This is a genomic window from Rufibacter hautae (assembly GCF_008271695.1).
Classification (GTDB): Bacteria; Bacteroidota; Bacteroidia; order Cytophagales; family Hymenobacteraceae; genus Nibribacter; species Nibribacter hautae.
Map to the genome: position 1 here is coordinate 726,055 of NZ_VKKY01000002.1, position 23,166 is coordinate 749,220.

Annotated in this window: 24 protein-coding genes; 8 read left to right on the forward strand and 16 right to left on the reverse strand. The window is 52.2% G+C overall.

Going from position 1 to position 23,166, the window contains the following annotated elements:
* Window positions 1-140: 140 nt before the first annotated feature.
* Together ald and FOA19_RS11865 are read right to left on the reverse strand one after the other, a co-directional pair.
* Window positions 141-1,256: an alanine dehydrogenase gene (ald, locus tag FOA19_RS11860; protein WP_149091032.1), complete on the reverse strand. Its 1,116-nt coding sequence runs from the start codon at window positions 1,254-1,256 to the stop codon at window positions 141-143.
* 213 nt (window positions 1,257-1,469) lie between these two features.
* Window positions 1,470-2,261 (reverse strand): DUF1573 domain-containing protein, encoded by a 792-nt coding sequence (locus tag FOA19_RS11865; RefSeq protein WP_149091033.1) that lies wholly within the window; start codon window positions 2,259-2,261, stop codon window positions 1,470-1,472.
* 234 nt (window positions 2,262-2,495) lie between these two features.
* Between FOA19_RS11865 and FOA19_RS11870 the strand changes: the two genes are divergently transcribed.
* A complete protein-coding gene (locus FOA19_RS11870; protein ID WP_223808863.1) occupies window positions 2,496-4,859 on the forward strand; it encodes an alpha-ketoacid dehydrogenase subunit alpha/beta in 2,364 nt (787 codons plus the stop codon).
* A 78-nt stretch (window positions 4,860-4,937) separates the two neighbouring features.
* On the opposite strand, the gene FOA19_RS11875 is transcribed toward FOA19_RS11870, so the two are convergent.
* Window positions 4,938-5,498 carry a hypothetical protein gene (locus tag FOA19_RS11875; protein WP_149091035.1) on the reverse strand — a complete coding sequence of 187 codons (561 nt, stop codon included), beginning with the start codon at window positions 5,496-5,498 and terminating at the stop codon, window positions 4,938-4,940.
* 78 nt (window positions 5,499-5,576) lie between these two features.
* Between FOA19_RS11875 and FOA19_RS11880 the strand changes: the two genes are divergently transcribed.
* The gene (locus FOA19_RS11880) at window positions 5,577-6,569 is read left to right on the forward strand and encodes an acyl transferase (RefSeq protein ID WP_190300382.1); all 993 of its coding nucleotides are present in this window, start codon (window positions 5,577-5,579) and stop codon (window positions 6,567-6,569) included.
* A gap of 95 nt (window positions 6,570-6,664) precedes the next feature.
* Here FOA19_RS11880 and FOA19_RS11885 read toward each other — a convergent pair whose 3' ends face one another.
* The 7 genes from FOA19_RS11885 to parS all read right to left on the reverse strand — a co-directional run bounded on the left by FOA19_RS11885 (window position 6,665) and on the right by parS (window position 12,433).
* Complete coding sequence (locus FOA19_RS11885; RefSeq protein WP_149091036.1) at window positions 6,665-7,819, reverse strand: sigma-54-dependent transcriptional regulator; 1,155 nt, start codon at window positions 7,817-7,819, stop codon at window positions 6,665-6,667.
* Between the two features lie 171 nt (window positions 7,820-7,990).
* The gene (locus FOA19_RS11890; protein WP_149091037.1) at window positions 7,991-8,743 is read right to left on the reverse strand and encodes a copper homeostasis protein CutC; all 753 of its coding nucleotides are present in this window, start codon (window positions 8,741-8,743) and stop codon (window positions 7,991-7,993) included.
* Between the two features lie 5 nt (window positions 8,744-8,748).
* Window positions 8,749-9,726, reverse strand: a complete 978-nt coding sequence (locus tag FOA19_RS11895) for a N(4)-(beta-N-acetylglucosaminyl)-L-asparaginase (RefSeq protein WP_149091038.1) — start codon at window positions 9,724-9,726, stop codon at window positions 8,749-8,751.
* 150 nt (window positions 9,727-9,876) lie between these two features.
* Entirely contained in the window at window positions 9,877-10,689 is an 813-nt protein-coding gene (locus FOA19_RS11900) for a PhzF family phenazine biosynthesis protein (RefSeq protein WP_149091039.1), read from the reverse strand.
* A 138-nt stretch (window positions 10,690-10,827) separates the two neighbouring features.
* Window positions 10,828-11,463, reverse strand: coding sequence for a class I SAM-dependent methyltransferase (locus FOA19_RS11905; RefSeq protein ID WP_149091040.1), 636 nt, complete (start codon window positions 11,461-11,463; stop codon window positions 10,828-10,830).
* Window positions 11,464-11,546: 83 nt separating this feature from the next.
* The gene (locus FOA19_RS11910) at window positions 11,547-12,008 is read right to left on the reverse strand and encodes an RES family NAD+ phosphorylase (protein WP_149091041.1); all 462 of its coding nucleotides are present in this window, start codon (window positions 12,006-12,008) and stop codon (window positions 11,547-11,549) included.
* Complete coding sequence (parS, locus tag FOA19_RS11915; protein WP_149091042.1) at window positions 12,005-12,433, reverse strand: type II RES/Xre toxin-antitoxin system antitoxin; 429 nt, start codon at window positions 12,431-12,433, stop codon at window positions 12,005-12,007. Before parS ends, FOA19_RS11910 begins: the two co-directional genes overlap by 4 nt.
* Window positions 12,434-12,732: 299 nt before the next feature.
* Here parS and FOA19_RS11920 point away from each other — a divergent pair, with 299 nt between their 5' ends.
* Window positions 12,733-13,995: a dicarboxylate/amino acid:cation symporter gene (locus FOA19_RS11920; RefSeq protein ID WP_149091043.1), complete on the forward strand. Its 1,263-nt coding sequence runs from the start codon at window positions 12,733-12,735 to the stop codon at window positions 13,993-13,995.
* A gap of 41 nt (window positions 13,996-14,036) precedes the next feature.
* Here the strand turns inward: FOA19_RS11920 and FOA19_RS11925 are convergent, their stop codons facing one another.
* Window positions 14,037-14,417 carry a winged helix-turn-helix transcriptional regulator gene (locus FOA19_RS11925; protein ID WP_149091044.1) on the reverse strand — a complete coding sequence of 127 codons (381 nt, stop codon included), beginning with the start codon at window positions 14,415-14,417 and terminating at the stop codon, window positions 14,037-14,039.
* Between the two features lie 126 nt (window positions 14,418-14,543).
* On the opposite strand from FOA19_RS11925, the gene FOA19_RS11930 reads away from it, so the two are divergent.
* Entirely contained in the window at window positions 14,544-15,176 is a 633-nt protein-coding gene (locus FOA19_RS11930; protein WP_149091045.1) for an NAD(P)H-dependent oxidoreductase, read from the forward strand.
* Between the two features lie 109 nt (window positions 15,177-15,285).
* The gene (locus FOA19_RS11935; RefSeq protein WP_149091046.1) at window positions 15,286-16,236 is read left to right on the forward strand and encodes an aldo/keto reductase; all 951 of its coding nucleotides are present in this window, start codon (window positions 15,286-15,288) and stop codon (window positions 16,234-16,236) included.
* Window positions 16,237-16,995: 759 nt separating this feature from the next.
* Here FOA19_RS11935 and FOA19_RS11940 read toward each other — a convergent pair.
* On the reverse strand, window positions 16,996-17,481 hold the full coding sequence (locus FOA19_RS11940) for an NUDIX domain-containing protein (protein WP_149091047.1): 486 nt from the start codon (window positions 17,479-17,481) through the stop codon (window positions 16,996-16,998).
* Between the two features lie 104 nt (window positions 17,482-17,585).
* On the opposite strand from FOA19_RS11940, the gene FOA19_RS11945 reads away from it, so the two are divergent.
* Genes FOA19_RS11945 through FOA19_RS11955 form a run of 3 tightly spaced genes read left to right on the forward strand, consistent with a single transcriptional unit; the run spans window position 17,586 to window position 19,905 of the window.
* Window positions 17,586-17,975 (forward strand): PaaI family thioesterase, encoded by a 390-nt coding sequence (locus tag FOA19_RS11945; protein WP_317132047.1) that lies wholly within the window; start codon window positions 17,586-17,588, stop codon window positions 17,973-17,975.
* A gap of 2 nt (window positions 17,976-17,977) precedes the next feature.
* The gene (locus FOA19_RS11950) at window positions 17,978-19,405 is read left to right on the forward strand and encodes an ATP-dependent DNA helicase (protein WP_149091049.1); all 1,428 of its coding nucleotides are present in this window, start codon (window positions 17,978-17,980) and stop codon (window positions 19,403-19,405) included.
* Between the two features lie 44 nt (window positions 19,406-19,449).
* On the forward strand, window positions 19,450-19,905 hold the full coding sequence (locus tag FOA19_RS11955; protein ID WP_149091050.1) for a DUF1573 domain-containing protein: 456 nt from the start codon (window positions 19,450-19,452) through the stop codon (window positions 19,903-19,905).
* A gap of 87 nt (window positions 19,906-19,992) precedes the next feature.
* Here the strand turns inward: FOA19_RS11955 and FOA19_RS11960 are convergent, their stop codons facing one another.
* Genes FOA19_RS11960 through FOA19_RS11975 form a run of 4 tightly spaced genes read right to left on the reverse strand, consistent with a single transcriptional unit; the run spans window position 19,993 to window position 23,037 of the window.
* A complete protein-coding gene (locus FOA19_RS11960; RefSeq protein ID WP_394344100.1) occupies window positions 19,993-20,367 on the reverse strand; it encodes a DUF423 domain-containing protein in 375 nt (124 codons plus the stop codon).
* A gap of 27 nt (window positions 20,368-20,394) precedes the next feature.
* Window positions 20,395-21,081 carry a YggS family pyridoxal phosphate-dependent enzyme gene (locus FOA19_RS11965; RefSeq protein WP_149091052.1) on the reverse strand — a complete coding sequence of 229 codons (687 nt, stop codon included), beginning with the start codon at window positions 21,079-21,081 and terminating at the stop codon, window positions 20,395-20,397.
* On the reverse strand, window positions 21,081-22,130 hold the full coding sequence (locus FOA19_RS11970; RefSeq protein ID WP_149091053.1) for a VWA domain-containing protein: 1,050 nt from the start codon (window positions 22,128-22,130) through the stop codon (window positions 21,081-21,083). Before FOA19_RS11970 ends, FOA19_RS11965 begins: the two co-directional genes overlap by 1 nt.
* Window positions 22,111-23,037, reverse strand: a complete 927-nt coding sequence (locus FOA19_RS11975) for a hypothetical protein (RefSeq protein ID WP_149091054.1) — start codon at window positions 23,035-23,037, stop codon at window positions 22,111-22,113. Before FOA19_RS11975 ends, FOA19_RS11970 begins: the two co-directional genes overlap by 20 nt.
* Between the last annotated feature and the right edge of the window lie 129 nt (window positions 23,038-23,166).

Genomic DNA, 23,166 nt, shown 5'->3' on the forward strand with positions numbered 1-23,166 from the left:
TTGACTTAAAATGCTAGCTAACAGCTGGATGTAATATTTATATTTTAGGCTTGCTTTCGATAAAACGGACCTAAAACCATGGCAAACAAAAAGGCCGTCCCTTCTAAGGAGAGACGGCCTTTTTGTTTAGGTTAGCTAGATTACGCTAATACTTCAGCTACATCGGTCAACGGCAGACCGAAGGCTTCGGCCACACCTGGGTACACCACTTTACCGTCCACCACGTTCAAGCCGAGTCTCAGCTCGTCGCGCTCCTGGCAAGCTTGTTTCCAGCCTTTGTTGGCCAGTAACAAAGCGTAAGGCAGGGTAGCGTTGGTGAGGGCAAGGGTAGAAGTGTAAGGAACCGCACCTGGCATGTTGGCCACGCAGTAATGCACCACGTCGTCAATGATGAAGGTTGGGTTCTCGTGGGTGGTAGGCTTGCAGGTCTCAATGCAACCTCCCTGGTCTACGGCCACGTCCACCAATACGGTACCCGGACGCATGTCTTTCAACATCTCGCGGGTGATGAGGTGAGGAGCTTTCGCGCCTGGGATCAACACCGCCCCAATAATCAAGTCAGCGGTTTTGATGGCTTCCTTGATGTTGTAGTGGTTAGACATCACCGTGGTCACGTTGGCTGGCATGATGTCATCCAACTCGCGCAGACGCTTCAGGCTAATGTCCATGATGGTCACGTTGGCTCCGAAACCGGCAGAGATCTTGGCCGCTTGCGTTCCTACGATTCCACCTCCCAGAACCAACACGTTGGCTGGCTTCACCCCGGGTACGCCGCCCAACAGAATGCCGCGGCCTTTCAAAGGTTTCTCCAGGTATTTCGCACCTTCCTGTGGCGCCATGCGGCCGGCTACTTCGCTCATAGGCACAAGCAAAGGAAGAGAACGGTCCTTCAACTCCACGGTTTCATACGCCAGGCAGGTTGCCTTGCGCTGGATCATGGCGTGGGTGAGGGGCTCGTAAGAAGCAAAGTGGAAGTAAGTGAACAATAACTGGCCTTCCTTGATAAGGTTATATTCCTGATCAATCGGCTCTTTCACTTTCACAATCATCTCGGCAATGCCGTACACTTCCTCAATGGTAGGAAGGATGGTTGCGCCAGCCAGGGCATATTCCTCATCTGAGAAACCACTGCCTTCACCGGCAGTAGCCTGTACATACACGGTGTGTCCGTTTTTTATAAATTCCGCCACGCCACCGGGGGTGAGGGCCACGCGGTTTTCGTTGTTTTTTATCTCCTTCGGAAGACCAATAATCATTCTGCGATTTTTTATAAGGTGGTGAAAAAGTGCACAAATATACACCAAGCACCTATGAGATTTGCAACCCCAGACCTATTTTAATTAACGTTTGTTTGGTTGAAGATAGTTTAAAGCTTCATTTTATAAAAAAGGCCCAAAAGGGAAGTATGGGCATAAAAAAAGGCAGCAACACCGTTACTGCCATTAGTACAAAATAAAACTATGAAAAAACTATTTAAAAGGCACTGACGCCTTGTTAACCTTAACTGAACTTTGTTTTGCCAGGCTGTCTACTACTTTGGCCTTTAAAGTAAGTGTGGTGGAAGAGACTGTGATGTCATTTGAAACCAGCGTTACTGCCTCAATTCTGTCCTGTAACACCTGAGGGCTGTAGGTAAGTTCCAACTTTGCAGATTGTCCTGCTTTTACTACCGATGGGCTCATCTTGAAGGCCACACAGTTGCAGGCAGTCTGGATTCCGGTCACATTCAGGTCTGTTTTGCCGGTGTTTTTGAGGGTAAACTTAGCGGTGGCTTTCTGGCCTTTCTCCAATTTTCCGAAGTCAAAGGTGGTGCTGGCCACATCTATCTTCGGGGATTTGGCAACTTCCTCCGCAGAGTGGGCAGAAGGAGCAGGGGCCGCATCTTTAGGAACTACAGTTCCTTTGATGAACAGAGACTGGGTCTCAGGTTTACCGTTAGAAGTGATGGTCAACGTTTTGCTGAAAGCTCCTGGGCGGCCAGCGCTGTTATAACCCGCTTTCACTACGCCGGTCTTGCCTGGTAAAATTGCCTCTTTAGGCCATTCTGGCGTGGTGCAGCCGCAGGAAGCCTGCACGTGCGAAATTACTACCGGCTGGTTTCCAGTGTTCTTGAATTTAAACTCGTAAACAGCTTGTACGCCTTCGCTCACATTGCCAAATTCATGGGTGTCTTTTTCGAAGGTCAGAATCCCCTGGGCCGAAACCATTCCTTGGGTAAGTACCATCAGGGCTAAAGTGAGCAATAGATAGATTTTTTTCATAATTCTTTAAGATAAGATTCAGTTTTATGGCCCGTTAAGTGAGCAAACAAAAATAATAAAAATTAGTTCGGTTAGCTACTAAAAATCAATTCTAAGACCAGAATCAAAGCCATGGCATTTGAAAATGGGGTAAAACTTACGTAGTTTTGACTTTAAAAATCCTTATAGGACCTTATAAGATAACGCATGCAAACCGTTGAACGGATTACTCAGCTTTCCCTTACAAAAGAAGAGATGTTGCAAGACTATCGCATTGCCTGCGAGAGTCGGCAGGCCAGTTTAACTGGCCGGAAAGAAGTGTTCATGGGTAAAGCCAAATTCGGGATTTTCGGCGACGGAAAGGAAGTGGCGCAGTTGGCCATGGCCCGTTTTTTCCGCCCCGGCGATTTCCGCTCAGGGTACTATAGGGACCAGACGTTTATGTTCGCCATTGGCGAACTGACCGTGCAGCAGTTCTTCGCGCAACTGTATGCCCACACCGATGTGGAGCAGGAGCCTTCCACCGCCGGACGCAGCATGACCGGGCACTTCGGGACGCGCCTCCTGGACGACGAAGGCAAATGGAAACCGCAGACCACAGCCAAAAACTCCTCCGCTGATATTTCCCCTACAGGAGCGCAGATGCCTCGCCTTTTAGGATTGGCCTACGCCTCCAAGTTATATAGACAAAACCCAGAGCTGCACCAATTCACTGATTTCTCCCACAACGGAGATGAAATCGCCTTCGGTACTATTGGCAACGCCTCTACTTCAGAGGGGGTTTTCTTCGAGACCATCAACGCCGCCGGCGTGTTGCAGGTACCCATGCTGGTATCGGTGTGGGATGACGGTTATGGCATCTCGGTGCCGGCCCATTACCAAACAACTAAAAGCAGCATCTCTGAGATTTTGGCCGGTTTCCAACGTGAAGCTCCCGGAGAGCAGGGATATGAGATCTTCAAAGTGAAAGGCTGGGATTACGCCGCCCTGTGCGAAGTGTACCAGCAAGCCACCCAAGTCTGCCGTGAGCAGCACGTGCCCGTGCTCATTCACGTGGAGGAGGTAACCCAACCACAGGGCCACTCTACCTCAGGTTCGCACGAGCGCTACAAATCCAAAGACCGCTTGGCTTGGGAAGAAGAGTATGACTGCATCAAGCAGATGCGCAATTGGCTTATCACCAGTGGCTACGCCGACCACGCAGAGTTGAACCAGATTGAGGCCGAAGCCAAAGAAGCCGTACGTGTGGCCAGGGCAGCCGCCTGGAACTCTTTCAACGCTGGCATTCAGGAAGACCACAACCAGTGCCTGCACCTGCTGGAGCAGCTTTCCAACAGTATTTCAGAAAACGCCTCAGAAATAGCTTCCCTCCGGGAGGAACTAGCCAAAACTATCAACCCGCTGCGGTCAGATGCTTTGAAGGCAGCCCGGAAAGCTCTGCGCTTTGTGCGCAAGGAAAGAGGCGTAGCCAAGCGTGATCTAGTCAAATGGTTGGAGACTGTACAGGGTGAGAACGCGGAACGCTACAATTCATACCTCTACAGCCAGTCTGACGAGTCTGCCTTGCTGGTGGAAGAGATCAAACCTGAATACACAGAAAGCAGCCCCATGGTAGACGGCCGCGAGGTGCTGCAAGCTTGCTTTGACGCCGCACTGGCCCGTGAGCCCCGCTTGTTCGCCATCGGGGAAGACGTAGGGAAGATTGGAGACGTAAACCAGGCCTTCGCTGGCTTGCAGGACAAGTATGGTGAACTGCGGGTAACTGATACCGGTATCCGGGAGTGCACCATTGCCGGACAAGGCATAGGCGCTGCCTTGAGAGGCCTTCGCCCTATCACTGAGATTCAGTACCTGGATTATCTTTTGTACGCCATCCAAATACTGAGCGATGACGTAGCCAGTCTGCAGTACCGGACCAAAGGCGGCCAGAAAGCCCCTATGATCGTGCGTACCCGCGGGCACCGTCTGGAAGGCGTTTGGCACTCAGGTTCGCCTATGGGCATGATCCTGAACAGCTTGCGCGGCATGCACGTGCTGGTGCCCCGTAATATGACCCAGGCCGCCGGTTTCTACAACCTGTTGCTCAAGTCTGACGAACCAGCTTTGGTAGTGGAATGCCTGAACGGATACCGCTTGAAAGAACGCATTCCAGCGAACATTGGGGAGTTTACCGTGCCATTGGGCATGCCGGAAGTCCTGAGATCAGGTACCGATATCACCATTGTGACCTACGGTTCTATGTGCCGGGTTGTCATGGAAGCCGCCGAGCAACTGCAAACTGTAGGCATCTCCGCTGAGGTGATTGACGTGCAAACTTTGCTGCCTTTTGACCTGGAGCACCTGATTACAGATTCCATCCGGAAAACTAACCGCGTGCTCATCACCGACGAAGACGTATCTGGCGGAGCCACTGGGTATATGTTGCAGAAAGTAATTGATGAGCAGGAAGCATGGCGCTGGTTAGACTCTAAACCGGCTACGCTGTCGGCGCAGGATCACCGGCCTTCGTACTCTACAGATGGAGACTATTTCTCCAAGCCAAGCGCCGAGGATGTATTTGAAAGAGTGTACGCCATCATGAACGAGGCAGATCCGGAGAGTTTCCCATCCTTGTTTTAAGTCCAAGGTTCCTCTAAAAGCCAGCGGCCTGCTTCACAGAAGCAGGCCGCTGGCTTTTAGAGGAAAATGAAATGTTTTTTACTGAGGCTTTGAAAACAGAATCACGTCTGAAGTAGTCACCGTTTGGCTTTCATGAAGGGTTCGGTCCATCACCTTCACGTCAAACCTGATGGTATCTCCGGCTTGAAGCGGGCTAAATGTACTTTGGAAAATATTGATGCTGTAGCGGATGTCGCCTTCCAAAGGTTCATCACGGCCTTCAGTGGAAACTCTGGGGAAACGGCCATTGTAGTTAATAGGGTTGCCATTCACCAAAACCCGCTCATAATTGCCGTTCACCTTTTTGTAGATGTTGCAGATCATGTTGTAGAAGTATTCGCCCCCGGGATTAAAGGGAGGCTGGATGTCTTCTGGGTACAAGGTCTCGGATAATCCTAAATTCCCATCACCATCCTGGAACCGGACCACAATGATCAGGGAATCATAGGTGGTGTTGGTAGCGTTGCGCATGGTGCGCTGCTCAATTCCTCTGAAGGTAAGGTTAGGGGTAAGCTCAAAATCTGGCTTCTCGTAGCAGGAGGTTAACCCCAGAGAACCAAGTACAAAGGCCAAGCCTAAGAAGAGTCTATGTCTTTTCATAGTAAAATTATGAGCACCTAAGGTACAAATCCTAACGCGCACTTGCTTACTTTGTTGTATAAATTAGCATCCTCACCCATGGGTTTTCCCGAAGAGTACAAAAAGGAGATCATCCAGAAAGGCCCTCTGAATTTTGAGGCCGCAGCCTTGGCCTTGTTCCAATACCAGGCCGAGCATAACTCCGTGTACCGGCAGTACATCCAGAACTTGAAGAAAGACCCAGGCCAGGTAAGAGAACTGAGCCAGATTCCCTTTCTGCCCATCGAGTTCTTCAAGACCCACACCGTTCAGTCGCACTTGTTTAGGCCAGAGGCTATTTTCAAAAGCAGCGGTACCACCTTACAGCAGCGGAGCCAGCACCTGGTTTCTGATACTGGGTTTTACCAGCAGCATGCCCAACACCTATTTGAGGAAACCTACGGTCCCTTGGCCGGAAGTGTGGTGCTCGCCCTGCTACCTTCTTACCTGGAGCAGGGGGATTCCTCTTTGGTAATGATGGTAGACTATTTCATCAAAGCAACCGGACAGGCTGAACCGGGCTTCTACCTCCGGAACCACCAGGAACTGCGCGAAGCCGTGCAAAAAGCCAAAGCTGAGGGAAAGAAAGTGTACCTTTTCGGGGTGACCTATGCGCTGCTGGATGTAGCCGAGGAGCCAGGTGCCGGTGAATTGAGCGGCATCACCATCTTCGAAACCGGGGGCATGAAAGGCCGCCGGCGCGAAATGGTGCGAGAAGAGTTGCACGCCGTTCTTACCCAAGCCTTCAGGGTAGAGGCCATCCACTCTGAATACGGCATGACGGAATTGCTGTCTCAGGCCTATTCCACCGGAGGCGGTATTTTCCAGCCCTCGCGCACCTTACGGGTACTGGTGCGTGATGTGAACGATCCGCTCACCGTTCTACCAGGTAGTGGCTCTGGTGGCGTGAACGTAATAGACCTGGCCAACGTAGATTCCTGCGCCTTCATTGAAACCAAGGATTTGGGCAAACTTTACCAAGACGGCTCTTTTGAGATTCTGGGCCGCTTTGACAACTCAGATGTAAGAGGTTGTAACCTGCTTGTAAGTTAAGGCTTTAGCCCTGTTTTTGTAAAAACAGCTTTAAAACAGAAGCGCCTTTCAGCCATGGGCTGAAAGGCGCTTCTGTTTTATGAATGGACAGGTTTTTACTTCGCGTAAGCGCGGGCGTCTTCCTCCGTTATGGTTTCATCGCTCATGATCACCAAGCGTTCTACCACGTTGCGGAGCTCGCGCACGTTCCCGCGCCAATCCAAACCTTGCAGGTAGGTGAGGGCCTCAGGGGTGATTTTCTTGGGTTTGTTGCCGTAGTCGCGGGCCACGTCCTGCAGGAATTTCTCCACCAAGTCCGGAATATCTTCGCGGCGCTCGTTTAGCGGTGGTACGTGAATCAGGATTACGCTCAGGCGGTGGTACAAATCCTCCCGGAAGTTCTTGGCTTCAATCTCCTCCAACAGGTTTTTGTTTGTCGCCGCCACCACCCGTACATCCACGGTAATGTCTTTGTCGCCCCCCACACGGGTGATCTTGTGTTCCTGCAAAGCACGCAACACCTTGGCTTGCGCCGAAAGGCTCATGTCCCCGATCTCGTCCAGGAACAGCGTGCCGCCATTGGCTTGCTCAAACTTCCCGATGCGTTGCTTCACCGCCGAGGTAAAGGAGCCTTTCTCATGCCCGAACAACTCACTTTCAATCAACTCACTGGGAATGGCGGCGCAGTTCACCTCTACCAACGGGCCAGAGGCACGGTTGCTTTGCTCATGCAGGGATCGGGCCACCAGTTCCTTGCCGGCTCCGTTCGGGCCTGTGATGAGCACGCGGGCATCAGTAGGCGCTACCTTGGCCACCGCCGATTTAACCTTGCCCAAGGCAGGTGAGGCGCCCACCATTTCATAGGTTTTGGAGATTTTCTTCTTGAGGGTTTTGGTCTCGGTCACCAGTGTGGCTTTGTCCAGCGCGTTGCGCACCGACACCAGCAGGCGGTTCAAATCAGGGGGTTTCACCAGGAAATCATAGGCCCCTTTCTTAGTGGCCTCCACGGCAGTGTCAATGGTACCGTGCGCCGAAATCATGATAAAGGGCGTGTCCGGCACCAGGATCTGGGCCCGCTCTAAAACTTCCATCCCGTCCAGCTTGGGCATTTTGATGTCGCAGAGCACCACATCGTATTTGCTTTTCTGCAGCATCTCTAGTCCGCGCTCGCCGTCTTCGGCTTCGTCTACGGTATAGCTTTCGTACTCCAGAATCTCCTTTAAGGTGTAGCGGATGCTACGTTCATCATCTATGATCAGAATTTTGGGCATGGGTTATCTTATTTACTGTGCCAACGGCTAAAGCCTAAGGATTATTTCCGAGGCTTACGCGGGAAAAGACTTCTGGGATATTTTAAGGCTCCTTTTCACAAAAGGCCGTTAAAACAGAAGTTGAAACAAAGCTAAAAGTATAAAACTTTGGCCATTTGCCAAGAAAGGGCTTCAGGTACGCCGGGCTAAGTCCAACAATCTGGTTATTCTGGGCAGAGAGGCCGTCATACTGCCATATTCGGTGGTCAACGGATTGCCGCCCATGGTAACGTCCTCTCTTTTGAACGTCATCTTGCTTTCCCTGAACTCGCGGGCCGAGGCGTGGAATTCCGTGGCACCGGTTTTCTCCAGGAGCGCCGTGAGGTTGTCCTCGTTAATGCCGCCGCCGGGCATAATGGCGAGGTTTTCCTCGGCTCTTTGGCATAGCGCCGAAATCAAATCCGCACCTTCTGGGGCTGTGGGCTGTTGCCCTGAGGTGAGCAGCCGGTCTACCTGCAGGTACAGCAAATCGTCCAAGGCCTTAAAAGGATCTGGCGTGAGGTCAAAGGCCCGGTGGAAAGTGACGCTCATGGGGCGGGCCAGGTTGATCAGTTCCTGCGTGCGGGGCACGTCAATATTGCCGTTGGGGAGGAGTACCCCCAGAACCACGCCATCGGCGCCCAGTTGCTTGGCCATCAGGATGTCGTGCCGCATGACCTCAAACTCCAGGCCTGAGTAAAGGAAATCGCCCCGGCGCGGCCGGATGAGGACGTGCAAGCCAATGAACAGGTGCTGCCGGCAAAGTTGAATAAGGCCTGCGCTGGGCGTAGTGCCGCCCTCCACCAAATTGTCGCAGAGTTCAACCCGCTGCGCCCCGGCTACCTGCGCCGAGATAGCAGACTGGACGGAGTCTACGCATACCTCCATCAATATGGACCTATCCATTGAGGTTACAGTTTGAATTTAGCATCCAACAGTTTGTTTGTGGTGGTGTCGCGCACGGCATAATTGAACCCGCGTTGGATACAGTAGCCGCCGTATTCGCCCTGCTTGTTGATGGCAATAAAGCCTACCTGCAGGTCTTTTACATTTTTCTGTTTTTGTATAATCCGTTCAACCGCCAAACGGCAGGCTTTCTCCGGCGCGTGGCCCTGGCGCATCAGTTCCACTACCAAATGGCTGCCCACCATCCTGATCACGGCTTCGCCAAGACCCGTGGCGGTAGCGGCGCCAATCTCGTTGTCTACGAACAAACCGGCTCCAATGATTGGAGAATCTCCTACGCGGCCTTTCATTTTGAAAGAAGCACCGCTGGTTGTACAGGCCCCAGCCAAATCTCCATGGGCATCCAGGGCCAGTAGCCCGATGGTGTCATGGTTTTCTATGTTGATGACCGGTTTGTACTTAGACTCTTTAAGCCAGTTTTTCCAGTCTTTCTCAGATTCTGGGGTGAGCAGGTTCTCTTTCTTGAAACCCTGGGATAAGGCAAACTGCAGCGCTCCGTCGCCTACCAACATCACGTGCGGCGTGTTTTCCATCACCTTGCGGGCCACCGAGATAGGGTGCTTGATGTGCTGCAAATAAGCCACCGATCCGCAGTTGCTGTCTTTGTCCATGATGCAGGCGTCCAACGTCACGTTTCCTTCCCGGTCTGGGTAACCGCCGTAGCCCACCGTCCGCACATTGGGGTCAGCTTCGGGTACCCGCACGCCTGCTTCCACAGCATCCAAGGCAGTTCCTTTCTGGGAAAGGATTTTCCAGGCCGCCTCGTTGGCAGGCATCCCGTGGTCCCAGGTGGAGATCACCAGCGGTTTGTTTGTTTTGCCCTGCTTTATGGAACCGGAAAAAGCCTTGTGAATGGGATAGAATCCGCTTACCAAGGCGGTACCCATGGCGGAAAGCTTTAAGAAGTGACGTCTGCTGCTCATGAAGTAGTTTTTATGGACAAGGAATGAAGAATTGCAAAATTAAGCAAAATTGGAGTTTCGGGCGGTTTTTCTGAAAAGAGCCGCTGAATGGTCTCATTACAGGATTTGGCCCTTTACGAGGCGTAAAAAGAAGGAAGCACTCTTATATTTTTATAATGTCAATTCTCCTTCTAGGATGATTTGGGCTTGGCTGCGTACCTCCAAGGTGTTGGTGTCTTTGATGTTCAGATGCAGGTAGCCGCCTCTGGCCGAAAGTTGGAATGCCCGCAGCTCTGTTTTTTGCAGCCTGTCTGCCCAGTACTTGGCCAATGCACTGTGCGCCGAACCCGTCACCGGGTCTTCGTTGATGCCTACCCAAGGCCAGAAGCACCGGGAGTAGAAATCATACTCCGGGTCGGTTGATTTGGTCGTTACCGCTAATCCATTGGCGATGTCCACCACCCGCAGCAGTTGCCCGAAATCAGGCCGAAGTTGGAGGAGGGTTTCCTTATCGGGTACCTCCAGGATAAGCATCTGGATGGGCTCTGAGAAGTAAAGCGGACAAGAAGACGGCAAACTCATGGCTTCATAAAACCCCAACAGGCCAGGTTGTGGCGCATACCCGTACAAGGGGAAATGCATGAGAATGGCCTCAGGCTCTTTCAGGGCCTCTAAAACTAAGTTCTGCCCGGTGGTAAACGTCACCTGATCCAACCTAAGTCTTTCTAAAACCAGCTTTGCCGAGGCCAGCGTGGCATGGCCGCAGAACGCGATTTCCACCGTAGGCGTGAAGTACCGGATGTCAAAAAAAGAGGGCTCACCGGAACGCTGCACCAGGAAAGCCGTCTCTGAAAGGTTCATCTCCGCCGCAATGGCTTGCATGCTCTTTTCCTTCAACGGCTCGGTTAAAAGGCAAACCGCGGCCGGATTTCCTTTAAACGCCTGGTCTGTGAAAGCGTCTATGATGTAGGTCTTTATTTTCATGGTCCTTCTTCTTGGGTTTGAATCTAATAAAGACTTACAGGTATAAGAAAAAACCTTGGAGAAAAGTTGAAATAAGGTGCGCTCTCATCGTCATCATCAGGATTGAACAGTCCAACCAGGTAAAGACAACTAGCTCTTTTATTTTTTACGAGTGATGAGAATCATGTGCGTAGAGGCGGTGCTATCGGGTTTAGGATAGTTTTTCCGGATTAGATGCACCAGTTCAAACCCGTTCGCTTGCAGGACCGCTGTGAGGAAATCCGCTGGGTGGTAATAGACAAACATCCGGCCCTGCCCGCTGGAAGAGGTTTCAAAGCCAGATTGGTCATAGCTGCCTTCAATGGCACTGAGGTAAAAAATGCCCTCGGTTTCCAAGCGAAGGGCACAGTCGCTGATCAGTTTAGCCACGTCTTCCCTTGACAAATAGGGCAGGCAAAAGCCACAGATGATGCCTTGGTAAGTCTGGGTCAGGGCGGAGATTTCCCGGGCATCCAGGACGCTGAAAGTAGCCGAAGGATTGTTCTTTCTGGCCAGTTGAACCATGTTGGGCGCTATGTCTGTGCCTTCCACCTGAAAATCTGGCCGTTGGGATAGAATGTACCTGGTGATGTTTCCCGGGCCGCACCCAATTTCCAGAATCCGGGCCTTCGGGCTTTCTACCAATCCGCAGAAAAGGTCATAGGTGTCATTGTACAGGTCCAGGTCCATGAATTTGTCCTGGTAAGCCGCGGCCAGTTTGTTCCAGGTGGCAAAGTTGAGCTGATAGTTGTCCATGGTTTTAACCCGGTGTATGTCAAGCCTGATTCTAAGTCATTTTAGCAAAAACGTGCCCAAAACCTTACCCCTTCAGCCTTGCCTTACTTCACAAACAATCTCTCGTCAAAGGGGAAAGGCTCAGAATTGAGCAGCTTCACCTGGGAGAACGCTGGGTGGCCCGGGTTGAACAGGTAATTGTGGTCGCCGTGGACTACCGCCGAAGGAACTTTGAGGCCCACGTAACGGGATTCCCGCACAAAAGCATCCCCGATGAGCTGGGTCGCATTAGGGTGGGGAAAGGATTTCCAATCGGGGGGAAGCTCTTGGGCAGGTACCTCGCTGAGAGGTAGGTCATCCGGCACTTCCAAAGTGATAAGCCAGTAATCTGCGGGAACAATGCCCAGAGGCGTATGGACGGCGATCTCGGTGGTGCAGAGGGCGCGTGACTCGCAGGTATAGAGCAGGGCAGTACCTTTGCTGTTCCAGCGCCCGCCGGCCAACTCGGCTCCGCGGCCCGAGAGATCGTTTTTGTAAAGACCTTTGCTAAGCCGAAAGACAATCATGCCAGCACGCCGTGTTCAATGCGCGTGAGCTCGTCTTTGAGCAAACTAATCCCGAAGGTGGTATCCAGCAGGCTTTTGGGCGTAATGCCGCCCAGGGCCACGTTCTTGGCCTCTAACCAGGCATTGAAACTGTCACTGTTGCCAAATACCTCAATGCCGCGTTTGTACAGTAAGGTCACCTCTAGGATTTTCTCTGAGTGAATTGGATCGAAGGTTTTCTTCTCTTTTTTGTACCGCTGGATGGTGCGCTCAGACAAATGCAGAAACACCGACCACTCACTCAGGTTGAACGGACTCTGGCTCGCGATTTTCACAAACAGCGGGTACTTGATGCCCTGGCGCACCGCCTGCACCAATAGCAGGATGTCGCGGTCATCTACCAGGGTGTTGCTTAGGTTCGTTTCCAGGTTCAGTGCAGCTGCCATAGTCATGCTCATTTAAAGTAAAGGTAACAATTGTCATTTAATTAACGACATGTGTCGGGAAATAGTTTGAAGCACATTCAATATGAGGAGCAATAAGAGCGGGGGACGGAAGCCAGCCTAGTTTGATGATGACTACATGGTGGAATAAACCAAAGCGTTTTGAACTGGTTTTGCAAAAAAGGCCGAAGAAACAGAATCAGTGCGACTTTCTTTTGAGATTCCCCGCTTAGGCGCATTCCTTTAGTTGCAGCTTCCGTTTAAAGTGCCTATTCTTATCCCTTCCTTTTAGCCGCGCTTCCATGATCCGCAAGAAACCGCTCTACAAAAGCCTCTATTTTCAGGTTATCACCGCTATTGCCATCGGCATTGCCTTAGGTCATTTCATGCCGGACTTGGCCGTGCAGTTGAAGCCGCTGGGCGATGCCTTTATCAAACTGGTGAAGATGATGATTGGGCCGGTGGTGTTCTGTACCATCGTTACGGGGATTGCCGGCATGCAGGACATGAAGCAGGTAGGCCGGGTAGGCGTGAAGGCGCTGCTGTACTTTGAGGTGCTCACCACGGTGGCGCTGCTCCTGGGTTTGTTGGTGGTAAACCTGCTGCAGCCGGGCACCGGAATGCACGTAGACGCCGCTACTTTGGACACCGAAGCGCTGTCGGCGATGACAAGTGCCGGAGAGAAGGCGGAGAACACCGGAGCCGTGGGCTTCTTGCTGCACCTCATCCCCAACAACATCATTGATGCGTTGGCCAAAGGCGATCTGTTGCAAATATTGTTTTTCTCGGTGCTGTTCGGGTTTGGCTTGTCTAAGGTGGGGGAGCGCGGACGACCGGTGTACAACGGCATTCAGTCGCTGTCCAACGCGCTGTTCGCCGTCATCCACATGATCATGAAAGTGGCACCGCTGGGCGCCTTGGGGGCTATGGCGTATACCATCGGCAAATACGGTTTGGCTTCTCTGGACGCTTTGGGGCAGTTGATGGGCTCTTTTTACCTCACCTGCGTGCTGTTTGTGGTGGTGGTGCTGGGCCTCGTTTTGAAACTGATTGGGTTCAGTATTTTCAGGCTGCTCCGTTTTATAAGAGAAGAATTGCTGATTGTATTGGGAACGTCCTCCTCAGAGGCAGCGCTGCCCAGCCTCATTGAGAAACTGGAGCGCTTGGGCTGCGCCAAACCGGTGGTTGGGCTGGTGGTGCCTACCGGCTACTCCTTTAACCTGGACGGGACTTCCATTTACCTCACCATGGCCGCCGTTTTTGTGGCGCAGGCCACCGATACGCCCATGGGGTTCAGTGAGCAGTTGACTTTGCTGCTGGTGCTGTTGCTTACTTCCAAAGGTGCGGCCGGGGTAACGGGGAGTGGGTTCATTACGCTGGCGGCCACGCTGCCGGCGGTAGGGCACGTGCCGGTGGCCGGTTTGGCGCTCATCTTAGGCATAGACCGGTTCATGAGTGAGGCGCGGGCGCTCACCAACCTCATCGGCAATGCCGTGGCTACCATCTTCGTGGCGAAGTGGGAGAAAGAGATGGACCTGGAGCAGGCCAAAAAGCTGATCGGGTAATTGGGTTTCGGGGCTGTTTTAGGGAAAACAGCCCCGAAATACTATACCTCCTCTGGGTGGTAGATGATCTTGTCGCGGTGCTTCATGCCCCAGTCGCGGAGCTCGTTGATGACCGGGGTAAGGCTGTGTCCGTATTCGGTGATAGAGTATTCCACAGTAACTGGCGAGGTGTCATGCACGGTGCGTTTCACCAATTTATTCATTTCCAGCTCTTTTAGTTCTTTGGAGAGCATCTTGGCGGTTATGCCCTGCACATCGCGGTGCAGTTCTTTGAAGCGTCTCTTATGGACGCAAAGGGCCACAATGATCGGAATCTTCCATTTTCCGCTGAGGATATCCAAGGCATCCCGAATGGGCAGGATGTGGGTGATGCACAGATTGCGATCTTGTTTAAGAACGGGTTCTTTGATAAGTGCTTCCATATGAGTATGATTTAACGGGGGATACTAGTATACAAACGTAAACCAGTATCTATTTGAAACCAAATGTACGTAAATTTGTTTATACAACTATAGTAGAGACAATTATTTTACCTTACTACATAAAAGATGAACTTACTTCAGGACCTCAACTGGCGCTACGCCACCAAACGCATGACGGGTGAGAAAATCCCGCAGGAAAAACTGGACAACATTTTAGAGGCCATCAGGCTTTCTGCTTCTTCCATGGGCTTTCAGCCCTACAACGTGGTGGTGATTGAAGACCCCGAGGTATTGAAGAAGATCCACGCCGAGGCCGCCAAACAGCCGCAGGTGATTGAAGGCTCGCACTTACTGGTGTTTGCCGTCTGGGATAACCTCACGGAGGAGCAGGTGACCGAATACATGGAAAGAATCGCTGCCGAAAGAGGGGTAAGCGTGGAGTCGTTGGCCGGTTTCGCCCAAAGCCTTACCGGAGTGATCAACAGCAGAACCGCGGAGGAGAACTTCCAGTGGGCCGCCAGACAAGCGTACATCGCCTTGGGAACTGGCCTGGTCGCCGCCTCCCATGAGAAAGTAGATTCCACCCCGATGGAAGGATTCAACCCCGCTGCCTTGGACGAATTGCTGGGCTTGCGCGAGAAAGGCCTGCGTAGTGTAGCCCTTCTTGCGTTAGGCTACCGCGATGCCGAGAAAGACTTTCTGGCCTCGGCCAAAAAAGTGCGCCGTCCCGCAAAGGAGTTTTTCGTGAAAGTAGCGTAACCAAACTCCTTTAAAAGAGAATAGCCCTATAGAACCCGCTGAGTTGCCAATTTTTTGGTCTCAGCGGGTTTTCAACTTCATCCGTTTTTAGCTTTCTTTTACCAAAACCATGGAAAAACGCACCTTAGGAAAATCTGGGCTGGAAGTGGCCCCGCTGGCCTTCGGCGGAAACGTCTTCGGCTGGACCATTGACGAGAAAACCTCTTTTCAACTGCTGGATGCCTTCACCGATGCTGGCTTCAACCTCATTGACACCGCCGATGGCTACTCGGTTTGGGTGCCCGGCAACACCGGTGGCGAGTCAGAGACCATCATCGGCAACTGGCTCAAGTCCCGCGGCAACCGCGACAAAGTGGTCATCGCCACCAAAGTAGGCTGGGAAATTGCCCCTGACAAAAAAGGCCTGACAAGAGACTACATTTTTGAAAGGGTAGAGGAGTCCCTGCGGCGCCTCCAAACCGATTACATTGACCTGTACCAATCGCACGTGGATGATGCCAGCACCCCGTTCGAGGAAACGCTGGAAGCCTATGACCGGCTCATTAAAGCCGGGAAAGTGCGGGCCATAGGAGCCTCCAACATCAAAGCCGATCGCCTGAAAGCCGCCCTGGAAACTAGCAAGCAGCACAACCTGCCTATCTACCAAAGCCTGCAACCAGAGTACAACCTCTACAGCCGCCAGGAGTTTGAAGCCGACCTGGAGCCGTTGTGCCTGCAAGAAGGTATTGGCGTGATCAGTTATTATGCCCTGGCCAGCGGTTTCCTCACCGGCAAATACCGCTCAGAGGACGACCTGAACAAAAGCCCCCGCGGCGGCGGCGTGAAACGCTTCCTCAACGAACGCGGCTTCAGTATCCTTTCCGCTTTGGATGAGATAGCTGCCCGGCACAATGCCAACCCAGCGCAGGTTTCATTGGCTTGGCTCATGGCCCGCCCCAGCATCACCGCACCCATCGCCAGCGCCACCAGCCTGGAGCAATTGCATGATTTAACCAAAGCGGCTCAAATTACTTTAAGCCAAGAAGATATCAGTTTGCTAGATAAGGCGAGCGCCTATTAACCATAGGCCAGATACAAGTCCAGCGTTCTTAAAAGCACCACCTGCTTTAAGGCTGTTTCAATAAAAATAGCCTTAAAGCAGGTGGTGCTTTTTTGTGAAAGTCCTTGATTTCTGTGAATAGAGAAATGGATTTTAACTACCTGAAAATACCTAAAAAGAGGGGATTTCTTTAATGATTCGGAAAGTAGTAGCCTTGTGGCCCTAGTCATTGATGGTGATGGCCTCGGGGTAGCAAGATGATCAGTTTTATGAGGCTATTGCCTCACGGCAGTTGCAAACTGCCGATCATTTTGGGTCCAAGTCACAGACTTGAACCATATTATTAGGAAAGGAGCTGATTGACACGGGAAAAGGCACCTGCGGCAGGCCGGGGCGAAGGCCTACAGTGAGGCCGAGACACGGCCTGCCGCACGGAAGAACTATTCAGGTGGCAGTGGCCTGCGTGTGCTATGAAACAGAGGACGGCAGCGGGGTGGTACCTTAACTGAAGCCTCACTGTCCGAGCGTCAGCGAGTTTGAGGCTTCTTGATTCTTTTGGTTACTTTTCTCATCAAGGAGAAAAGTGACAAACGAGGGCAGACCCCGGCTGCAACTAAAAGGTTGTAAGAACAGATATAGAAAGTAATAACCTATAAAGTGCATTTGAGGCTAACGCCTCACTGCAGTTGCAAACTGCAGCCCATGGTAGGTCCAAGTCACAGACTTGAACCAGAGGAAGAGAGATGAATTTTTAATAACAGCCCTAAAACAACCCTTTACTTAATCCAGAAAAATCTGCCTCGGAATAAACAAATCATCCAAATTCACCAACGCATGCAAAATAGGATGCAGTTCCTCCCGCTGAAGTTGGAACATCTCCCGGATGGTCAGAAATTTCACCTCCTCCAGTAATTGGGCATGCGGCTCATGCTCCGGATCAAAACCCAAAGCCAAGGTGCCACTTACCAATTTTACCTCAAAGAAGAGCTCAATGGCATGCAGCGGCGGACGAAGAAACTCATTCAAATAAAGGAACCGGCCAACCTCTACTTCCAAACCAGTCTCTTCCAGGAACTCCCGCCGGAGGCAGTCTTTCACTTTTTCCCCGAAGTCAAGTCCGCCGCCGGGGGGCATCCAGTAGTCTCCCACGCCAAAGACGGCCTTGTGCCGGGCAAGCAACAATCTATTATCCTGGACCAAAAGGCCGCAAACTCTGATTCTGGCTTTAGACGAGTAGGTTTCCGCAAGCGGATGAATGTTCTCCATAGGTTGTAGGGCAGGGCAGCAGGCAGTACTTTTGCCAGATGTTAAAGACGTTCAATCCTGATTTCACAAATACGGTAAAAGAAAAACTTCAGCGGCAATTTTACATGCATTTGCTGGGTTTTGAAATTAAAACCATAGAAATAGGCCTAATTGAAGGCACTTTGCCCTTGGAAGAAAAGCACAAACAGCACAAAGGGTTCGCTCACGGGGGCGTCATCGCCACCATAGCAGATGTGGTGATGGGTTTTGCCGCCGTAACGTTGGTGCCGGCGCAGCAGCACGTGGTCACTTCTAACTTGAATATTTCTTATCTGAACCCTGGCGTGGGAACCGCGCTTTTTGCCCGGGGATGGGTCTTAAAACAGGGGAGAAGGTTGAACTTTTGTGAGGCAGAAATCTTTAGTATAGATGGCAGCGGCCAGAAAAACCTGGTCGCGAAAGCCTCGGCTACAATGGCTATCTTAGCGCCTCCAGCCGCTACATCCCAGAACTAAACATGACCCCTGCAGAAGCGCTCCGCAAGAACTTTCCGTTTGAACCCACCCAGGACCAGGCACACCTGTTCCAGAAGCTAGACAATTTCATCATGCGCCGCACCGGGCTCAAAGAAGTGTTCCTGCTCAAAGGTTTCGCGGGTACGGGTAAAACCACGGTGGTGAGCGCGTTGGTGAAAATCCTCAACAGTTTTGGGTACAAGTATGTCTTGCTGGCGCCTACGGGCCGGGCGGCGAAGGTGATGTCCACGTACTCCGCCAAGCCGGCTTCTACCATCCACAAGAAAATCTACCGCCAGACAGCCAACCCGTACTCAGAAGGCATGTCTTTTTCGCGGCAGCCCAACAAGAGCGAGCAGGTCCTCTACATCGTGGATGAGGCCTCTATGATCTCTGACGACAAAGCCTTCGGGGACAATGGGCTGTTGCAGGACCTGATGGGCTACGTGTTTGAGAAACCCAGCAACAAGCTGCTGCTCATCGGCGACACGGCCCAGTTGCCACCCGTAAACCAAAGCTTAAGTCCATCGCTGGATGCGGCGTACCTGCAGAGCAATTTCAAATGCCACGTACACGAGATGGAAATGCGCCAAGTCATGCGACAGGCCGAGGAATCCGGGATTCTGATGAACGCCACGCGTCTACGAAATGAATTGATTAAGGAGCAACCCGAACTGGCCTTCAGAACGAAAGGTTTCCGGGATATCTTCTCTATGCGCGGAGACAAGCTGGAAGACGGCCTGCGGTACGCTTACGACAAGTTCGGGATTGACAACACCACGGTCATTTGCCGCTCAAACAAAACCGCCAACCTGTACAACCAGCACATCCGGCGGCAGATCTTCTTTGCCGAGGACGAGATTGGCGTGGGCGATTACCTCATGATCGTGCGCAACAACTACACGTGGCTGCCCAAAGACTCCAGCATCGGGTTTATGGCCAACGGTGACTTCGTGGAGATCACCAAGATCATCCGCTACGAGGAAATGTACGGCATGCGCTTCGCCGATGTCCGCATCCGGTTTGTGGATTACCCCAACGAAGAGGAACTGGACACCAAGATTATGCTGGACACGCTCTACTCAGAGGCCCCGGCACTGCCCGCCGACAAGAACAAGGAGCTCTACCAGCAAGTGTTGGAAGATTACCAGCACATCGCCAGCAAACGTGCCCGCGCCCAGGAAATGCGTCAGGACAAGTACCTGAACGCCCTGCAGGTGAAGTTTGCCTACGCGCTTACCTGCCACAAAGCGCAGGGCGGACAGTGGCAGGCGGTGTTTGTGGACCATGGTTTCCTGAAGGAGGATCTGGTGACACAGGAGTTCGCGCGCTGGCTGTACACGGCCGCTACCCGGGCCTCGGAGCAGTTGTTTCTGGTGAACTTCAACGAGAAACTGCTGGAGAATGCACCCGAACGAGTGGAAGATTGATTACTTTAGCCCTATAAACCTGCTTTTACCTAACAGCACCCGATATGAAAAAACTAGTGATTGGCGCTTTGTTCCTGCTTTTTGGAAGCGGTGCCGCTATGGCACAGGCTACCCAGGCCACCCAAACCCAGGTTGTTCCCGTTACCCCCATCGCTGCGCCAGCCCCAACTCCGGTAGGCCCGTCCATCCTTTTTGAGGAGCAGAAGTTTGACTTCGGGGAGATTAAAGCCGGCGACGTGGTAGAGCACACCTTTAAGTTCACGAACAACGGCACCTTGCCTCTGGTCATTTCCAATGTGCGCACCACTTGCGGCTGCACCGCCACTGATTACCCCAAAGCCCCGGTAATGCCCGGCGAGACTGCTTCCATCACCGCTAAGTTCAACAGCGCCGGCAAACGCGGTCAGCAGAACAAAGTCATCACAGTGGAATCAAACGCCATACAGGGCAATGCCCAAGTCATGATTGTGACCACCATCGCTGCGGCTACTGCCAACTAGGTTTTTTAGCTGATTTTATAAAAAGGCACAAAAAACGCCTCTCTTGCCATGCAGGAGAGGCGTTTTTTATATAGAAGAGACAAGTTCTTACACGTTCTTTACCAACGCCCAAACCAGGTTCAGCCAACCGGCGATAAGAAATAATCCCCCAATAGGAGTGATGGCACCCATCCACCTGATACCGGTCAGGCACAGGATGTACAGAGATCCAGAGAAAATTAGTATACCGATGAGGAAGCAAATACCCGAGACGCGCATGCCGGTAGCCGCCGGGAACTGCGTCATGAGCACGCCCACCAATAAAAGGCCTAAGGCATGGTACATCTGGTACTTCACAGCTGTTTCAAAGGTTTCGGTGCGGCCTGTCTCGGTAAGCAACTTGGCCAGTCCGTGCGCCCCGAAGGCCCCAATCATCACGCCCAGTCCGCTCAGGAGGGCACCCAGGATTAATATCGTTTTAATGGTCATTTTCAGAAATCAGGTTAAAAATTACTTGGCAAGAGAATAGTCGCGGTTCCCGAAGATGGCGCTGCCTACTCTGATCATGGTACTGCCTTCGGCAATGGCCAGTTGGTAATCTGAGCTCATGCCCATGGAAATCTCTTTGAAATGCGGCGCGCCAGGGAAGAACTCCTCTCTTAACGCCTCAAAGTAGGTGCGGAGGCGGTAAAACTCCCTTTGCAAATGCTGCTCATCGTTGGTGTTGGTGGCCACGCCCATGACGCCGCAAATGCGCACGTTTTTAAGCTGGCTGTACTCTGGGGACCTTAGCATCTTCCTGGCTTCCTCCAGATCCAACCCGAATTTGGTTTCTTCCTCAGCAATGTAGAACTGCAAAAGGCAGTCAATGACGCGGCTGTGTTTTTGGCCTTGTTTGTCAATTTCCTGCAGTAAACGCAAGCTGTCTACCGACTGGATGAGGGACACAAACGGCGCGATGTACTTTACCTTATTTGTTTGCAAGTGCCCAATCATGTGCCACTCCACATCCGCCGGGAGCTGCGGTTGTTTCTGCATCATTTCCTGGGCTTTATTTTCCCCGAAGGCCCGCTGCCCGCCATCGTAGGCCTCCCTGATCAACTCCACCGGGTGGGTTTTAGAAACGGCAATCAGGCGGCAGTTGGTCCCGCTTAACCTACTCTGGAAATCATGGATGTTTTCTTCAATTGTCCTCATCAATCTTCTAACGCATTGGTGAAAAAGGTGTTCTTGAGCAGGAGCCACAGCAACAGCAGCACAATGGCCCAGCGCAGGTAAATCTGGTAATAGTCGCGGGTGTCGCGGTAGCGGGTTTCTTTGATCTCTGTTTTCTCCAGCCGGTTGATCCGCTGGAATATCTCGGTGAGGGCGCCCGCATCCTGCGCCCGGAAGAACTGCCCCTCGGCCAAAGAAGCCAACTGCCGAAGCGTTTTCTCCTCCAGACCGGTTTGGATGGTCACCATCTTGCCGGTGGAATCGGCCTCCATTTGCACGGTGCCTTCTTTGCCTATGCCCACCGTATAAAGTTTCAACTGGAAAGCATGTGCCAATTGGGCGGCCAGTTCGGGATCCAAGCTGCCCGCGGTGTTCTCCCCGTCACTGATCAGAATGCAGACCTTAGATTTGGCTTTTGATTCCCGCAGACGGTTAATGGCTACGGCCAAGGCACTCCCGATGGCGGTGCCGTCCTCTGAGACCATGCCCAGTTTGATGCTTCGGATGCTTTCCCGCACCAATTCATAGTCGGTGGTGAGCGGGGCGAGGGAAAAAGCGCGGCCCGCAAACACCACTAGCCCGATTCTGTCCTGCACCCGGCCGTTCACAAACTGCAGCGCCACTTCTTTGGCTGCTTCCAGCCGGTTGGGAAGAAAATCGGTTAGTTCCATAGAGCCGGAAACGTCCATGACCAGCACAATATCAATGCCCTCAGAGGAGAGCTCCACGGTTTCATCGGTTTTCTGGGGGCGGGCCAGCGCCACCAATACCAGCATCAGGAACAAGCCGAACACCACATCGGGGAGGTAGCGCAGGAGGCTGGTCCAGTGCCAGGTAACGTTACCCTCAAAAAGGGCCACGTCCATTTTGCGGCGGAACCGCACGGTGAAAAGCCACCGAAGCAGGAACAACAGTGGCACCAACAGAAGCGCATACAGGTACCCCTGATTGGCCCAGTCAAAGGATTGCCAGGTGCGCCAAGAGAACCAGTTCAGGTTCAGCCAGGAGAAATCAGCGGGAGCTTGCCACATTGCGCAGGGAGTCTCTGATTAAAACATATCGGTAAGCGGCAAACTCGGCGAGCTGACTCAAAGAATCGGCTACCTCGGTTTCATCATCGGAGATGATGTTTCCGTAGATGGCCCGGTCGCAGACCTTGAGCGCGTTGCTCACGCGTTCGTCTTCTTCATAGTAAGACGCGATTTCTTTGGTGGTAAAGGAGTTGATCTCAGTGTCTTCCAGCTTGGTTAAATAATTCTTCCACAAAGTGATAGCTCTTTCCAGTTGATCCAGGGTTTTACCTCGCTGGAACCGCTCCCGGGAAGTCTGGAACCGGGAAAGAAACTGGTGCTGGTCTTTCTGAAGCACGTACAGTTTGTAGCGGTTGTTGATGCTTTTGCCAAACAAAACCCATACGCCGCCAATGAGAATAGCGCCCGCTACCGAGCCCATGATCCAGTACACATAGTTGAACTGCTCGGGCACAGGTTGTAATTCCGTGGCAGATTTCAGGGGCAAAGGGTCAGAAACGGTGGTGACGTGCTGCTTGAGGAAAACCGAGTCTGCCGCCGTGACAATCTGCAGGGTGTCTCCGCTGTGGAACAACTGGGCGGTGACCTGCAGCGTCTGCACTGGTTTCAAGCTAAAGGTGCGCAGAACGTAGATAGTGCTGTCTGTGCTGGTGCCCTTGACGGTATAGGTAGGGTAGAATTCCTTCCGGACCAACTCAAAAGGCGCAAAGGAAAAGGAAGTATCCGGGAAAACGACCTCGGCCTGAGGCGCGTGCCGCGAGCGCAGCACATACTTCACCGATTGGCCTATCTCCACAGTGTCGCGCAGGAAAAAGCCTTCTACCTTTATGGTTGGTAGCTGGGCCCAGGAGAAGAATGGAAACAGGCAGAGCAGAAGCCAGCCCGTCTTTTTAAGTATTGGAGACAATGTCTGTATTTATGGGTTTTTAGCTAGATATTCAGCTTTTCGCCCGTTGGCAATGTTGAATGTTGATCATCGGCCTATAAAGCGTGCCTGTTTGAAGGCTATTTTTCTGAAAACTGCCCCTAAACAAAG